General features: G+C 42.6%; 14 protein-coding genes. 9 read left to right on the forward strand and 5 right to left on the reverse strand.

What is annotated here, in order from left to right:
- Positions 1-55 precede the first annotated feature (55 nt).
- Entirely contained in the window at positions 56-631 is a 576-nt protein-coding gene (locus JMX07_RS04000) for a DUF2062 domain-containing protein (RefSeq protein WP_227522947.1), read from the forward strand.
- A 63-nt stretch (positions 632-694) separates the two neighbouring features.
- Here JMX07_RS04000 and JMX07_RS04005 read toward each other — a convergent pair whose 3' ends face one another.
- The 3 genes from JMX07_RS04005 to JMX07_RS04015 form a co-directional block, all read right to left on the reverse strand.
- Positions 695-1000, reverse strand: a complete 306-nt coding sequence (locus JMX07_RS04005) for a hypothetical protein (protein ID WP_057760791.1) — start codon at positions 998-1000, stop codon at positions 695-697.
- A gap of 177 nt (positions 1001-1177) precedes the next feature.
- A complete protein-coding gene (gene lolD / locus JMX07_RS04010) occupies positions 1178-1858 on the reverse strand; it encodes a lipoprotein-releasing ABC transporter ATP-binding protein LolD (protein ID WP_057760792.1) in 681 nt (226 codons plus the stop codon).
- A gap of 57 nt (positions 1859-1915) precedes the next feature.
- Positions 1916-3151 (reverse strand): lipoprotein-releasing ABC transporter permease subunit, encoded by a 1236-nt coding sequence (locus tag JMX07_RS04015; protein WP_102092330.1) that lies wholly within the window; start codon positions 3149-3151, stop codon positions 1916-1918.
- A gap of 444 nt (positions 3152-3595) precedes the next feature.
- Between JMX07_RS04015 and JMX07_RS04020 the strand changes: the two genes are divergently transcribed.
- On the forward strand, positions 3596-4570 hold the full coding sequence (locus tag JMX07_RS04020) for a hypothetical protein (RefSeq protein WP_165596796.1): 975 nt from the start codon (positions 3596-3598) through the stop codon (positions 4568-4570).
- Positions 4571-4716: 146 nt separating this feature from the next.
- On the opposite strand, the gene JMX07_RS04025 is transcribed toward JMX07_RS04020, so the two are convergent.
- Complete coding sequence (locus tag JMX07_RS04025) at positions 4717-5106, reverse strand: SCP2 sterol-binding domain-containing protein (RefSeq protein ID WP_057760797.1); 390 nt, start codon at positions 5104-5106, stop codon at positions 4717-4719.
- 866 nt (positions 5107-5972) lie between these two features.
- Here JMX07_RS04025 and ccoN point away from each other — a divergent pair.
- The 6 genes from ccoN to JMX07_RS04055 all read left to right on the forward strand — a co-directional run bounded on the left by ccoN (position 5973) and on the right by JMX07_RS04055 (position 12165).
- Positions 5973-7454, forward strand: coding sequence for a cytochrome-c oxidase, cbb3-type subunit I (ccoN, locus tag JMX07_RS04030; RefSeq protein ID WP_057760799.1), 1482 nt, complete (start codon positions 5973-5975; stop codon positions 7452-7454).
- Positions 7455-7463: 9 nt separating this feature from the next.
- Complete coding sequence (ccoO, locus tag JMX07_RS04035) at positions 7464-8102, forward strand: cytochrome-c oxidase, cbb3-type subunit II (protein ID WP_057760802.1); 639 nt, start codon at positions 7464-7466, stop codon at positions 8100-8102.
- Positions 8102-8284 (forward strand): CcoQ/FixQ family Cbb3-type cytochrome c oxidase assembly chaperone, encoded by a 183-nt coding sequence (locus tag JMX07_RS04040; RefSeq protein WP_010199605.1) that lies wholly within the window; start codon positions 8102-8104, stop codon positions 8282-8284. The genes ccoO and JMX07_RS04040 overlap by 1 nt, the downstream gene beginning before the upstream one ends.
- Complete coding sequence (locus tag JMX07_RS04045) at positions 8281-9429, forward strand: c-type cytochrome (RefSeq protein WP_201606424.1); 1149 nt, start codon at positions 8281-8283, stop codon at positions 9427-9429. Before JMX07_RS04040 ends, JMX07_RS04045 begins: the two co-directional genes overlap by 4 nt.
- A 526-nt stretch (positions 9430-9955) precedes the next feature.
- Complete coding sequence (gene ccoG, locus JMX07_RS04050; protein ID WP_201606426.1) at positions 9956-11365, forward strand: cytochrome c oxidase accessory protein CcoG; 1410 nt, start codon at positions 9956-9958, stop codon at positions 11363-11365.
- 218 nt (positions 11366-11583) lie between these two features.
- Positions 11584-12165, forward strand: a complete 582-nt coding sequence (locus tag JMX07_RS04055) for a FixH family protein (protein WP_057760810.1) — start codon at positions 11584-11586, stop codon at positions 12163-12165.
- Positions 12166-12291: 126 nt separating this feature from the next.
- On the opposite strand, the gene ttcA is transcribed toward JMX07_RS04055, so the two are convergent.
- Positions 12292-13461 carry a tRNA 2-thiocytidine(32) synthetase TtcA gene (ttcA, locus tag JMX07_RS04060; protein WP_201606435.1) on the reverse strand — a complete coding sequence of 390 codons (1170 nt, stop codon included), beginning with the start codon at positions 13459-13461 and terminating at the stop codon, positions 12292-12294.
- A gap of 287 nt (positions 13462-13748) precedes the next feature.
- Between ttcA and queC the strand changes: the two genes are divergently transcribed.
- Positions 13749-14525: a 7-cyano-7-deazaguanine synthase QueC gene (gene queC, locus JMX07_RS04065; protein WP_201606440.1), complete on the forward strand. Its 777-nt coding sequence runs from the start codon at positions 13749-13751 to the stop codon at positions 14523-14525.
- Positions 14526-14561 lie beyond the last annotated feature (36 nt).

Genomic DNA, 14561 nt, shown 5'->3' on the forward strand with positions numbered 1-14561 from the left:
TACCAGCTTCTCAATACCATTGAGTAGACTGTAGTTAATGATTAAAGGCGATCCTGTGCCCCAAAAACGTCTAAAAGACCTACTTCCTACACCAGAGAAAATCTTAGAAAGTCGCACTTTAAAGCTGTTTGCACCGCACTTGGCTGATCCAAGGTTATGGCATTTCAATCGACACAGCCTAAATAAGGCCGTCTATATCGGTGTACTAAGTGCATTTTTTCCGCTGCCAGGACAGATGTTACTGGCACTTATTGGCTCGCTTATTTTTCGTGCCAATGTCCCTATGGCGCTTGGTTTGACATGGATTACCAACCCAGTCACTAGCTTGCCCATCTTTTATGCTGGATACTATATCGGCGCAAAAATCATTGATGCACCTGTGATTAGCTTGCGATTCATCGGTAGAATGATTGCTGATTTTAGCTTATGGGCATTATCAAATGGTGCCAATCCGTTCATTACTTATCGCGGTACAGTATCACTTGCTGCATTTTGTATCGGATTAACGATTTTGGCCGTAGTCACCAGTCTTATTTGCGGTTTGGCATTTAAGGCCATTTGGCGTTATAAGACCGTAGCGAGCTGGCAGAAACGTCAGCAAAAACCTTCTGACGAATCTGACAAGTTATAAGGCAATTTATCTTTGTTATCTGGCTATAACGCTTACGCCCTAGCTAAACTAAGCTAGAAAAGCTTATTCTTCTTTACTGTTCTCTATAGCATTCAAAACTTTGTCAGTGAAATTGCTATCCATCGGTACGATCTCAATGACTTCATCATTTTTGCAAAGCGTATAACGCTTACCTGTCGCGCTGTCTTGGACTTTTAGGTCATAATCAACCCCAGCCAAAGTGATGGCATCAAACACAGGAGTCAGTAGCTCGGTTTGCGCCTGTCTATCGAGCGTTTCAAACAAAGTTGGATCGATGTAAGGCTTTAACGGCTCATCACCTTCTTCTGCACTGCCAAAAGCCGCAATTGGATTATCATCTTCACGCATTTTACGCATCCTTATAAAATAGATAAGGCGGCTGGCTCACAACCGCTTAATCGCTAGTTTCTATGATATATTTTTTTAATAATACAACAATAACTCTTTAATATGACATCCATCAAATCCATAACAAACGCCAATAGATGCGTTTCAGTCAGTTTTTCGACCTAATACACAAAACTATTAATACTGTTCCCAATGCCCATTGCGTAGCAACAACTGACGGTCAGCAAGCGCCGCTAAATTGCGATCATGCGTCACCATAAGTAGCGCCGTTTGCATGGTGCTTTGTAGCTCTGACAACAGACCAAAAACGCTCTGCGCATTATCATAGTCCAAGTTACCTGTTGGCTCGTCCGCCAAAATAAGCGATGGCTTGGTCACTAGCGCGCGTGCAATCGCTACACGTTGACGCTCGCCACCTGATAGTTCACCTGGTCTATGCATCAGACGATGCTCAAGACCGACATTTTCTAGAATCTCAACTGCCTGCTTACGAGCATCAGTCGTTGATACTTCTGGACGCATGAGCAACGGCATGGCTACGTTTTCGATTGCTGTAAATTCTGCCAACAGATGGTGAAACTGGTAAATAAAGCCCAAATGCTTGTTACGCATTGCACCGCGCTCAGTTTCATTCATGCTATTTAATAACTGACCATGCAACCAAACCTCACCACTGGTTGGCGTATCTAGACCGCCAAGCAAATGTAGCAACGTACTTTTACCTGAACCACTGGTTCCAACGATAGCGATGCGCTCACCCGCATGAACAGTCAGATCAAGACCAGTCAATACTTGTGTACTGACCGCGCCTTCATCATATATCTTATTGATATTGGTCGCCTCTAAAATGGCAGACATAGCGCTTCCTTTATTTTATTTATTTCGGTATTTATTTCGATGTTTAGGCGTTTGCGATTACTCATAGCGTAGCGTTTGAGCAGGCTGAATCTTAGCCGCTCGGCGCGCTGGATAAATCGTAGCCAAAAAGCTCAGTACAAACGATGCACCTGTGATTAATACCACATCTAACAAACGCAACTGCGATGGCAAGTAATTGACAAAATACGCATCAAACAGGTTCAGACCAAAGGCTTGGTTAATAAAGCCTAAAATATCGCTGACCGTAAGCGCAAATATCACACCCAGTATCGTACCAGCGATAGTACCGATCACCCCGATGACCACACCTTGTACCATAAAGACTTGCGTAATCAAGCGAGGAGACGCACCAAAGGTTTTTAAGATTGCGATATCTGCTTTTTTATCGGTCACTAGCATGACCAGACTTGAGACAATGTTAAAAGCAGCAACTAAGATAATCAAAAATAGCAATAGGCCGACCATGGCTTTTTCCATTTGAATTGCTCCAAACAGATTGCCATGCGTCTGTGTCCAGTCATTTGGATACAGCTTTTCAGGTGCTATCGCAGCCGCTTTTTCCGCAGCTATAGGCGCAGTAAAGATATCGTTAAGCTTCATGCGTACGCCCTGCGCGCCTTCTGGCAGACGCAGTAACTTTGCCGCATCTCCCATCGGGATAAACGCCATGAGACTATCTACTTCTGGGCTGATCGTAAAGATGCCTGTCAGAGTAAACCGCTTAAATCGCGGTATCACACCTGCTGGTGATGGTGACGCTTCTGGCAATACCAGCGTCACTTTATCCCCTATTTGCAGACCCAAAGACTGCACCATCTCCTCGCCCAACACGATACTGAAATCGCCACTTTTCAGGGTGTCAATACTACCTTCAATCATATGCTCATTGATGATAGAGACGTTTTTTTCGTATTCAGGCTCGACACCTGTCACCATGATACCTGCGACCTGACCATTTGATGTCAGCATCCCTTGCAGTTGAATGAATGGTGCCACAGCTGCCACTTCTGGGTCTTCTTTAATCTGATCAGCGAGCTGTTCCCAGTCGCCAATAATTTCTGATGAGACCACAGTAGCCTGCGGTACCATTCCCAAAATGCGGGTTTTCAGTTCACGGTCAAAGCCGTTCATCACTGATAGCACCGTAATCAATACGGCAACCCCAAGCGTCAGACCAATCATCGAGATGAGTGATATAAAGGAGATAAAGCCATTACTACGTTCTGCTCGGGTATATCGTAAGCCGATAAATAACGCTAAAGGACGAAACATATTCAAACTCTTTATCTTATCTACGTGCGACTTTATATAGGTTGCATAACGAGCAGTAGTAAATGCATCATACAGTTGCTACTACTCACATATAAATCAAACACAAAAACAGGGTGTCAGACGAGCCAATAACAGCTGTCAAAAGGGAGCTAGTTTGACACAAACTAGCTGATATGTGCCAGTCATTAGCAACAACTGAGAGTATTTTTTACCAAAAAACTGGGTTTTGTTATTATTTTTTATAGGGGGCTTGCTATTAGCTGTACCAATACCTATATATTATATGCTAAAGACAATTGTCATTAACCCCTCATTGAGGTTTACTCGCTATTTACTGATAATATCGCTGACCATCATAAACCAATCATTTAAAATGTTCGATGGTACACAAGCAAACACAGTATTAGATACAAACCTCACGCTGACTTAATTTTGAGTATTTTCATGACCATAAATTATCAATACAAAAACATTCAATCTCCTACCAAGATCACGTTGACCGATGAGCAGTCTGCAGGTCACGCCGATCACTGGCGTATTCTGACCGATGATATGAGTCATGATGTGCCTGAATGGCTACAAAAAATGATCGAAGTCGCTGCTATGCCTAAAGGCCTGAACAACAACGTTAGTGCAAAAGACAGCTGCCTGCTTCTATCAGAAGATCAGCCATGCCATATTAATCAAGTGCTCGCGATGAAGGATGGTAAGCCAGAATGCTTTATCAATGCTTATCCTTGTGTCGATAGTCCTTATGGATTGAACTGTAAAATTGAGCGTGTCATCGCCAATGACAACTCGCACGATGCAGTGTTGCGCTTACGTACTGCTGATGGCAGCATTATTTATGCATTTGATCAACTCTATACGACCAACCGTCATCTTTATCAACGCGACACCTCTTACTATGTGAACTTTAGTGCTTGGGCGCACGAAATTAAGCTAAGCGAGCAAAACGAAGTCATCATGGTCGAAGATCAAGAGTCTATCCGTTATCATCGTGCCTTTAACGATATCGTGGCAGCAAATGACGGAAAAATCCCTGATGACCTACAAGAGCAAATCAGTGAATGGAAGCCTGAAACCAAAGAACAAATGGCACCCGTCGAGATTAACTTGGGTCATATGTGCGCTTACTTGTTCGGTGATACGCTAGGACAAGAAGACGAAGCTTGGTGTCAGGGTCAAGTACTTGGCAAGCAAGAAACCGTCTTCAATGGTAAATCTATCATATTGTTTGATGTGGTGACGCTACGTGAGCAGGATGCAGATCCTTTTGTAGTGCGTATTGGTGCGCTCAACACTGCTGAGACTAATAGCATCAAAGTACATGACTACGTCCAAGCAAACGTATGGCTACAAGCAGCGATATACAAAGAAAACCAATCAAATGCGACGCAGCAATCAAAAGCTAGCTAACCTGTTTGAAAGACTTTTTACAGCTTTTTATGCTATTACTTATGTAATTACCCAACGAAAAAGCCCCTAATGTGAATTAGGGGCTTTTTTATGTCTTACTGACTTACAACGCAAAAACGTAACGTAAGATTCGTATCAATATACAATTAAGCCATCGTCGTCATTGATTTGATGCGAGTGTATAGCTCTTTTTGCTCTGCGCTTGGACGTGCAGTCTGTACTGCCATCAACTGAGACATATCACCTTCGACACGGATTTTGCCACTCATAAACGCACCCATGATTTGATTGGTATCAAAATCAGTGATGATAGACTGTAGAATATCGCGATCTAGTAGCAGTGTCGTTGTTGCATTATCGTTTAAGCCGCGATGCAGCAAACCATTTGCAAAATTGGCTTCGATAGTTTTATCAGCTTCAGCCACTTTTAGGTTGACGACCATATTGGCAAGTACTGGCGGTAAATTTAACTCACCTGCTTCGTTGCCCATTTTTTCTACTTGCTCAAACCATTCATCTGTCAAAAAAACTGCCATATTATATTATCCTTAATTGATATTCTGTCAGACCAATACCATTTGAGGCGCTGTTGGCCTAACTATTAGAATTATTAAAATGATTGCTATCAATAGACCTATGCAATACATAGCCATTAATGACGTTCAGCCTCATTATAAAGGGCGACTTGATAAGAAGTAAAACCTATTTATCGGCTCAGCAATGTTATTGTTACAAAACTTCTTTGCAAGCCTACGCTTATGTCTAGCGACTTCTTTCCCTATCCAATCAAAATGAGCATCTAGAATAGTGACAAAATTGTGTATAAAATAGAGGAGTAGCACAGCAATAATAAGTTGCTCGCTAACATTTATACCAAAGAGTTTGTATTTTGGCGCATAGTTCTGATGATATTTAATTAGGATTGCGTTACAATACCCTTAAACAGAGTCGGGAGTTTTAACCAAACATTACATAATCGTGTTTTTTGTCAGCCGCCGCTAGCATACATCTATGGTCAATGCGTTTTAATAGCCCTATAGATATGGGTATCTATCTTCATTAGTACAGATTTTTTCGTAATAATTAAGATACATATTTAGCCTTATGAGATGTTTGATGCTCAAAACGGCGCGTCTTCTTATTTACCTTGATGATCTATTAACAATCCTACTATCGATTGACCTTAAGTAAGATGTACGAAATGCCTATTTCTATTTATTAGTATTAACTAATAGACAGTAAGGGCCTAAATCGATAGTTAATGACGTCATTACACTAAATAAGCCAAAAAACAACATGTGTTGGCGCTAGTATAAATACAAATTTGAGAGTGTTTATAGTGCAGACAACATAGATTGTTGGTTAATTCTGTTGATAATTCGGGCTGTAAAGGAATCATCCAATGAGTTTACAAAACACAGCAGTCGCCCCAGTTGACCGTGAGTATGAAATTACTATCGTAAGATTTTTTACGATCATGGCTGTCGTTTGGGGCATCGTCGGCATGAGTCTTGGTGTGTTCATTGCTTCACAGTTAGCATGGCCAGCACTCAACTTTGACATTCCATGGCTGACCTTTAGTCGTTTAAGACCACTGCATACCAATGCGGTGATTTTTGCGTTCGGTGGCTCTGCCCTGTTCGCAACGTCTTACTACATCGTTCAGCGTACCTGTAAGACGCGTTTATTTGCGCCATATTTGGCTTGGTTTACCTTTTGGGGTTGGCAAGCGGTTATCGTATCCGCTGTTATTACCCTTCCTCTAGGTTTGACCTCAACTAAAGAATACGCTGAGCTTGAGTGGCCGATCGATATCCTAATTGCCTTGGTATGGATCTCTTATGCCATCGTATTTTTCGGTACACTCATCAAACGTAAAACCTCACATATTTATGTGGCTAACTGGTTCTTTGCCGCCTTCATCATTACGATTGCACTACTACACATCGTAAACAGCATGGCGATTCCTGTTAGCGCGTTCAAATCTTACTCGCTATTTGGCGGTGCAACTGATGCGATGGTGCAGTGGTGGTACGGGCATAATGCGGTAGGTTTTTACTTAACGGCAGCCTTCCTTGGAATGATGTATTATTTCGTTCCTGTACAGATTGGCCGTCCTATCTATTCTTATCGTTTGTCTATCGTTCACTTTTGGGCATTGATTGCTTCATATATGTGGGCTGGTGGTCACCATTTGCATTATTCAGCGCTTCCTGATTGGACGCAGTCTCTTGCTATGGTCTTCTCAATCATCCTATTCGCACCATCTTGGGGTGGTATGATTAACGGTGTACTAACGCTATCAGGTAGTTGGGATAAGCTGCGTACCGATCCGATCATTCGCTTTATGATTGTTGCATTGTCGTTCTACGCGATGTCGACGTTCGAAGGCCCAATGATGTCTATCAAAACAGTGAATGCGCTATCGCATAACACTGACTGGACAGTTGGTCACGTACACTCAGGCGCACTTGGCTGGGTTGGTATGATTACGATTGGTTCGCTATACGTACTGTTACCACGTATTTATAACAAACCGAAGATGTACTCTATCAGCTTAATCACCACGCATTTTTGGCTTGCGACTGCAGGAACGATCTTCTATATCGTGTCTATGTGGATCTCAGGTATTGGCCAAGGCATGATGTGGCTTGCTACTAACCCAGACGGTACTTTGGTATATAGCTTCGTTGATACTGTTGAATTCTCGCATTTCCCATATATTGGCCGTGCATTTGGTGGCTTCTTATATGTATCGGGTATGTTTGTAATGGCTTATAACTGCTATAAAACACTCAAAATGCCAGAAGGTAAGCCTGTAGATGTCGCTGATCCAACGGATCATGAACCTAGTGTCGAAAAACCTTCGACAGCTAACGTATAAGGAGCGATCATGGCTGGTACACCGCATGAAATTATTGAAAAAAATACAGGCTTGTTAGTCATTGGTATCGTGATTGCTATTAGTTTTGCAACGCTAGTTGAAATCGTGCCATTGATCTATGACAACAAGGGTCCTGAAGAAGGTGGGGTGAACGCTCCCCTTCCTGCCATGGAGCCTTGGACAGCGCTTGAATTTGAAGGTCGTGATATTTATATCCGTGAAGGATGTCACGTTTGTCATACTCAAATGGTTCGCCCATTACGTGCAGAAGTTGAACGTTATGGACCATATTCACGTGCCGCTGAGTCGACGTGGGATCATCCATTCTTATGGGGATCGAAACGTACTGGACCAGATTTAGCACGTGTTGGTGGCCGTTATTCTGAAGATTGGCAAAAGCAACATTTGATCAATCCACGTTCGCTAGTGCCTGAATCAGTTATGCCAGGTTTCCCTTGGTTGGCGACTAACGAAGTAGATGGCGAAAACATTCAAGCTAAAATGCGTCTATTCCGCGATCGCTTCGGTGTTCCTTATACTGAAGAAGACATTGAAGGCGCTCCAGATGCAGTGCTTGGCGCTACTGAGCTTGACGCTTTGGTCGCCTATCTACAGCAGTTAGGTACCGCAATGGAAGGACAGCGCTAATGGGTATTGGTGAATTACAAACAATTGCGACCGTTTCTGCCTTTGTTGCCTTTGTAGGCGTTGCATGGTGGGCGTATTCGCCAAAAAACAAAAAACGCTTCGAAGAAGATGCACAACTTGCGCTTGATGACGAGGATATAAAGTCTCTGTCTGAAGAGCAGCGCAATAAGGATAAACGATGACATTTTTTTGGAGTTCTTGGATCACTGTATTTAGTTTTGCTTGTTGGCTATTTATTCTTGGCGTCCTTTTGATGGTTCTAAAGTACAAGCCAGAAGTAGAAGAAGACGGTACAACAGGTCATGAATATGATGGCATCCGAGAATACGACAAACCCCTGCCCAAGTGGTGGTTAGTGATATTTTTTGGCTCAATCGTCTGGGGCATCGCTTACTGGGTGTTTTTCCCAGCCATGTTCCCTAAGCATTGGGACGGTATTGCCACAGTAGAAGTCGATGGCGAAACGGTACCTTGGACCTCTAAAAACGAGTTGTTCAGTGAACTTGAACAGAACAACAAAGTATTTACTGATAACTTTGAAAAAAGCATTTTGGTAAAAGCAGACGCTGCAGGCGCGACTACGACACTTGGTACGCTAAACGAGTTACAAGCGACCATGCGTCGTAGCGAAAACCCACCAGCAGATCTACAGACTAAAATTGACGAAAAAGTTGCAGAACTTGCTCCTTACGTCGAGAAACTGTCTGAAAATCCAAATGCTTTAAAAGTTGGTAGCCGCTTGTTCCTACAGAACTGTTCTGTATGTCATGGCTCTAACGCTAAAGGTGCGACAGGCTACCCTAACCTAACAGACAATGATTGGTTATACGGCGGCGAAGCTAGCAACATTCTGACTACGCTACATAATGGTCGTATTGGCGGTATGCCTGCTTGGCGCGATCAGATCGGCGAAGACGGTGTACGTGCAGCTTCTGAATATGTATTGTCACTATCTCCAAATAACGGTAGTAAGAGTAACGGTGAACTTGATCAAACCTTGGTTAATCAAGGCGAAGCTATCTTTAAGCAACAATGTGCACTATGTCACTCTGAAAGCGGTAAAGGTATGATTTCAGCAGGTGCACCAAACTTGACTGACAATATCTGGTTATATGGCGGTGAGCGTGAGACTGTACGTAATACATTACGTTATGGCCGTGCTGGCGTTATGCCTCAGTGGGAAACTAAGCTAGGTAATGAGCGCATCATGCTACTTGCTGCTTATATCTACTCACTATCAGATAAAACAAGCAAATCACCTGAAGCAGCACCGGTTACTGCTGCAGCTACTCAGCCTGTAGCAAATGAAGAAGCAACTGCTAACTAAGACGTTGTTACTGTACTGAATATGGACGAGATTTAATGAAGGGAGAACTGTTATTGCAGTTCTCCCTTTTGCGTATAGCGGTATTGATTTTTATTTAGAAATGTCAATGATGAGCGGCTATAAACACTAGAAAACGTTCTCATATATTCGTTGCTTTTTACGATTATCACCCCATTATTAGTAGGGAGAATGTTAGAATAGCTATTTTTTAAAATAGTCTATTGGTTATGGCTTTATATCGCTCTGACTCAATCACATAACACGATAGTCAACTTCACATAAATTAGATGCAGGTTTGTTTAGTCTACTATTTGTAGTACCTTTACTCCCCTTTGCTTGTATCAAGATTATGTTGAACCAACTATATTTACAATCGATCATTTGGTAAGCAGATTAGAAGGTTTTTCATCGAATTTCCTATCCGCTATTTACTGACATTGATAACATCATACACTCATATACCTCGACGCTAGAGGTGTTTGTTCATCATGCCAGCAGACTGATTCTTTTTTAAAGAGGCACGTTTATGTCAGCACAACAATCCAATAAAATTCCTGTACAACAAGTCGATCTTGATGCAACCAAGCATCGTGTGCATCCGAGGTTTGTCACAGGTTTTTATCAAAATATTCGTGTCATCACGATGTATGCCCTTTTGGCGGCTTTTTTACTTTTGCCATGGCTGCGCTATAATGATAGACAAGCAATATGGTTTGATGTGCCATCTCAGCATTATTATATTTTTGGCATGACGTTTTTGACGCAAGATTTTTATTTTATTGCTGCATTTGCCATTATTGCCGCGTTTACGCTGTTTATGGTGACGGTATATGCAGGGCGCGGTTGGTGTGGTTATGCTTGCCCTCAAACGATATGGACGCATCTATACCAATATGTCGAAAAATGGGTGATTGGCGACCGTAATAAACGTATCAAGTTTGATAAAGCGCCATTAAGCGCGAGCAAAGTATTCAAACGTACGGTTGTGTATTCAATTTGGTTTTTGCTTTCTGTGATTACAGCAGCGACCTTTGTTAGTTATGTGGCAGGTACAGATTCTCTATATCATAGCTGGCAGTCAATAGGAGTGATTCCCTTCCCTGACTGGCCAACATGGGTATGGGTTTCAATGTTTATCTTTACCTTTGCCACTTATGCCAATGCAGGCTACATGCGTGAGCAAATGTGTGTACAGATTTGTCCTTATGGCCGCTTTCAAAGTGTGATGTTTGATAAAGACACATTGATCGTATCTTATGATTATGAACGCGGTGAGCCGCGCGGCGCTCGTAAAAAAGGCACAAATCCAGAGCACTTAGGCGACTGCATTGAATGTACCATGTGCGTGCAGGTCTGCCCTACTGGTATCGATATTCGTGATGGGTTACAAGTTGCCTGTATCCAGTGTGCGGCTTGTATTGATGCCTGTAATGAAGTGATGGACAAGGTCGGCTATCCGCGTGGACTGATTCGTTATACGACCGAACGTCAGCTAGCAGAAAAAGAGCCAAGCCGCGTATTGCGTCCACGATTATTTGCTTATTTGACATTATTAGCCGTACTATGTGGCGGTGTTATATATGCATTAACCGATCGCGTGCCCTTAGAGATTGATATCCGCCGTGACCGTAATCAGTTGTCATCTATCAACAATCAAGGCATGATCGAAAACAGCTATATCGTTAAGCTAACCAACAAGACTCAGGACGCTCATACCTACACGATAACGCTTGCACCGCAAAAAGGGCTGAGCTTAGAGCTGCGCTTTAACGATGTACCATTAGAAGCTGGCGAAAGCTTTGATATGCCAGTTAGTATTTATGGTGATCCTGATGTGATAGAGTTTGGCCAAACACCTGTCACGCTAAATGTGAGCAGCGAAAACGGTAAGTATAAGGTAAGCAAACAAAATATCTTTACGACCCAAGGTCAGTAAATGATTAGCAGACCTATTGTTTAATTTCATGTATATCATTCGGTAGTCTGTAGCTAGTGCAAGTAGTTAAATAACTAATTGTTATAGCGAAAGGCTATTGGATACACGTTTTATCATTAAACTGGCAGCGCTTAGCCGCCAAATTATCCGTTGATACCATTTGTAGATATATAATGAACAGCTATCTATTGAATGCGTATCTGATGCATAGGTATTTTATGTCTACTCCAGCACCGAACTTTAAACATCAAGATAAGCAGCCATGGTATAAAAATTACATGGTCGTTATCTTTGTGATTGGCATGCCTGCTGCGGTCGTGATCGCTTGTATTTGGTTTGTTTATTACTCTTACCAGATCCGTGATAGCGTAGTACGTGACGACTGGTATATGGATGGCAAAACGCTCTATCACGATGTGTCTCGTGACAAGCTCACGTATGACTTAGACTTGCATGGACAAATGCAATTTGCAGAAAATGGCGATATTGTGTTTTATCTTAACTACCCTGAGCAAAGCGTCCAGTCAGGCAAGCTGCTAAACGGCACACCACTTACCTATCCTGATACGTTGGAACTTTCTATTTCTCATGCAACGGATATCAAAAAAGACCGCGATGTTGTCCTTAAGCATGTTGAGGGCAATAAATACAGCGCCCAAGTCGATATTGATCCTGTAAAAGCCAAGTATTACCTACAGGTTAGTAACGACGGTAAAGATGATTGGCGTATGCAAGATGTCGCAAAACTGCCTCGTTCAAAGGTCAGTTTTGACCCGCTACCGGTTTTTGCAAAGAGTTAATGCTGTTATTAGCATCCAGACATAAAAAAACCAGCCATTCATCAAAGATTGGCTGGTTTTTTTTGAGCTATTTAATAGCCTAATAATTAATAGGTATTATCTAATATAGCTTTAATCCATCAACTACTAAATCACTGGGTTAATCGTTGGAATTTTCTGTGTTTTACGCTCATTTTGCGCGGCTTTATCCGTCTCTGTCGAATAAGGCTTGTCACTAGCAAACTTAGGATTGAACGTTTGCGTCATTGGTGATACCGGTAAACCAATCTCAGCCAAACTATCTGTCTGCCCCGCTTGAATATTGTCGCCTTCAAATAAACGCTCATTATTATCACGGTCAAGACTGAGTGTTTCAAAATCAAAAAGCTCACGATCAGCTAATTGTGATGGCGCAACGTTTTGCATTGCCTTAAAGATCGAAGCCAAACGCTGCGGGTGAGCATTATCCCATTCACGTAGCATGTCATTGATAATAGCACGTTGTAGGTTGGTCTGGCTGCCACATAGGTTACAAGGAATGATTGGGAATTCCTTTAATTTGGCATATTCAATAATGTCTTTTTCTTCGACATAGGCCAATGGGCGAATCAGCATATTTTGCTTGTCATCACTCAGTAGCTTGGGCGGCATTGATTTGAGCGCACCACCATGAAATAAGTTCAAAAAGAAGGTCGCCAGCATATCGTCACGATGATGGCCAAGGGCAATCTTAGTCGCGCCAATTTGTTTAGCAAAGCCATATAGTGAGCCGCGGCGTAGACGTGAGCATGCCGAGCAGTAAGTCTTACCTTCTGGCACCACGCTTTTGACGATGCTATAGGTGTCTTTTTCTAAAATATAGTGGGCGATGCCCTGCTCGTTTAGATACGCAGGTAAAATGTCTTCCGGATAGCCTGGCTGCTTTTGATCAAGATTCACCGCGACGATATCAAAATGAATCGGTGCAATGCGTTTTAACAGCAATAAAATATCAAGTAAGGTATAGCTGTCTTTACCACCCGAAACACAGACCATCACCACATCGCCATCTTCAATCATATTAAAATCGCGGATTGCCCAAGAGACTTGGCGACGCAGCTTCTTTTGTAGTTTACGAAAGTACGCTGATTCAGTAGGTGCTTGCGCATCGGCAAACTGCTCGTCAATCATGTCCTCATCACTGCCATCTTCAGAGACGTCATCGTACTCCCTACTATCAGTATCGGTGTTTAAAGCCTGAGTATCAAAGCTCGTTGCATCAGATACATCATCAGCTTGAGAAGGAATATTTGGCGTAAATAAGGTTGCTGCGGTCATAAGTTACTCAATATCTTTATAAGGGTGGTTTTACTATAAAGCGATTTGCGATAAGGCTTTTAAAGCATTATCTGCAATGTCATGTGACTGATACTTTAAAAGCTGCGATTATAACAAATATTGCTAACAGATTGAAAAGATGACAGTAATACCGACTTTATTTTATGACCCTGTTGTTTAAATTTGCTTTGGCAGCTTAGTGACGGGTGATTGGTCGCTTCGTGGTTCTGTAGTAGACGTATTTTTGCTAAAATAGCCGTTTTCGTAAACCAATAATAGACATCACTATGACTAACGTTACTTTGCAAAACACTTCCAATCAAGCATCCGATGCTGGCTTAGCTGCTCTTACCAAAAGCCAAAATGCGGTTGTCCTTTTATCAGGCGGTCTCGATTCGGTGACTTGCTTATATTGGGCAAAAGCGCGCTATGCATCAGTGACAGCAGTCAGCTTTAACTATGGTCAGCGTCATAATAGTGAACTTGTGGCCGCAAAGACCATCGCTGAGACAGCAGGCGTCAATCATAGAATCATCGATATTGATATCGCACAACTGGGTGGTTCATCACTAACAGATCACAGCATGATTGTGCCAGACGGTGATTCGGACAAATTCCCTAGCAAAAAACGCGACGAAATCGATAACGACGCTATCCCAAATACCTATGTGCCTGCGCGTAACACTATCTTCTTATCGTACGCGTTAGCAGTCGCCGAAGTCGCTGACGCCAATCATATCGTCATCGGTGTCAGCTCAGTTGACTATTCTGGCTACCCTGATTGTCGCCCAGAGTATATAGCTGCCTTTGAACATATGGCCAATCTCGCGACAAAAGCGGGCGTTACTGGTCATCGCTTATCGATTCAAACGCCATTGCAGCAACTGTCAAAAGCCCAAACTATTGAGCTTGGTCTGTCATTAGGTGTCGATTATGGACAGACGATTTCTTGTTATCGTGCAGATGCCAATGGTCTTGCTTGCGGTGTTTGTGATAGTTGCGCATTGCGTCGTCAAGGCTTTGCCCAAGCTGGCGTAACCGACCCTACTCATTATCAGTCTTAATTAATTTTAGTCAGTCCTATATCAGTTGGATACGGT

Source organism: Psychrobacter immobilis, from assembly GCF_904846235.1.
GTDB classification, from domain to species: domain Bacteria; phylum Pseudomonadota; class Gammaproteobacteria; order Pseudomonadales; family Moraxellaceae; genus Psychrobacter; species Psychrobacter immobilis_C.

What these genes read in the sequence shown, in the direction of transcription:
- JMX07_RS04005 (WP_057760791.1), bottom strand. Translation starts at nt 1,000, where the DNA reads ATGCGTGAAGATGATAATCCAATTGCGGCTTTTGGCAGTGCAGAAGAA.
- lolD (WP_057760792.1), bottom strand. Translation starts at nt 1,858, where the DNA reads ATGTCTGCCATTTTAGAGGCGACCAATATCAATAAGATATATGATGAA.
- JMX07_RS04015 (WP_102092330.1), bottom strand. Translation starts at nt 3,151, where the DNA reads ATGTTTCGTCCTTTAGCGTTATTTATCGGCTTACGATATACCCGAGCA.
- JMX07_RS04020 (WP_165596796.1), top strand. Translation starts at nt 3,596, where the DNA reads ATGACCATAAATTATCAATACAAAAACATTCAATCTCCTACCAAGATC.
- JMX07_RS04025 (WP_057760797.1), bottom strand. Translation starts at nt 5,106, where the DNA reads ATGGCAGTTTTTTTGACAGATGAATGGTTTGAGCAAGTAGAAAAAATG.
- ccoN (WP_057760799.1), top strand. Translation starts at nt 5,973, where the DNA reads ATGAGTTTACAAAACACAGCAGTCGCCCCAGTTGACCGTGAGTATGAA.
- ccoO (WP_057760802.1), top strand. Translation starts at nt 7,464, where the DNA reads ATGGCTGGTACACCGCATGAAATTATTGAAAAAAATACAGGCTTGTTA.
- JMX07_RS04040 (WP_010199605.1), top strand. Translation starts at nt 8,102, where the DNA reads ATGGGTATTGGTGAATTACAAACAATTGCGACCGTTTCTGCCTTTGTT.
- JMX07_RS04045 (WP_201606424.1), top strand. Translation starts at nt 8,281, where the DNA reads ATGACATTTTTTTGGAGTTCTTGGATCACTGTATTTAGTTTTGCTTGT.
- ccoG (WP_201606426.1), top strand. Translation starts at nt 9,956, where the DNA reads ATGTCAGCACAACAATCCAATAAAATTCCTGTACAACAAGTCGATCTT.
- JMX07_RS04055 (WP_057760810.1), top strand. Translation starts at nt 11,584, where the DNA reads ATGTCTACTCCAGCACCGAACTTTAAACATCAAGATAAGCAGCCATGG.
- ttcA (WP_201606435.1), bottom strand. Translation starts at nt 13,461, where the DNA reads ATGACCGCAGCAACCTTATTTACGCCAAATATTCCTTCTCAAGCTGAT.
- queC (WP_201606440.1), top strand. Translation starts at nt 13,749, where the DNA reads ATGACTAACGTTACTTTGCAAAACACTTCCAATCAAGCATCCGATGCT.